This window comes from Monashia sp. HAY1-5C (assembly GCF_056755255.1).
This window is the reverse complement of the sequence record NZ_JBPGXG010000773.1, coordinates 1-236: the sequence shown is the minus strand read 5'-3', so window position 1 is coordinate 236 and position 236 is coordinate 1. Positions and strand designations below refer to the sequence as shown.

Below are 236 nucleotides of genomic sequence, written 5' to 3'. Positions count from 1 at the left end.
CCGCCACAGACCGCCGGGAGTTGAAGGAGATTCCGCGTAGACCAGCGCCCTGGGTTGAAAGCGGACACGGTAGCCGGCCCGGTAGATGCGCCAGGTCAGTCCGAGGTCTTCGCCGAGCGTCTCTTCATCGAAGCCTCCCATCTGCTGCACCAATTCGCTGCGAAACGCCCCAATGTTCCCCGAAACAATAGGCAGGCAATGAAGCAGGGACAGCGCCCGCCGCACCAGTCCTGTCC

General features: G+C 63.1%; 1 protein-coding gene. It reads right to left on the bottom strand.

Annotated elements, in window-relative coordinates; translation table 11 throughout:
• On the bottom strand, positions 1 to 236 hold a 236-nt coding region (locus tag ACR9ZK_RS23505), incomplete at both ends, for a glycosyltransferase family 2 protein (RefSeq protein ID WP_481344322.1).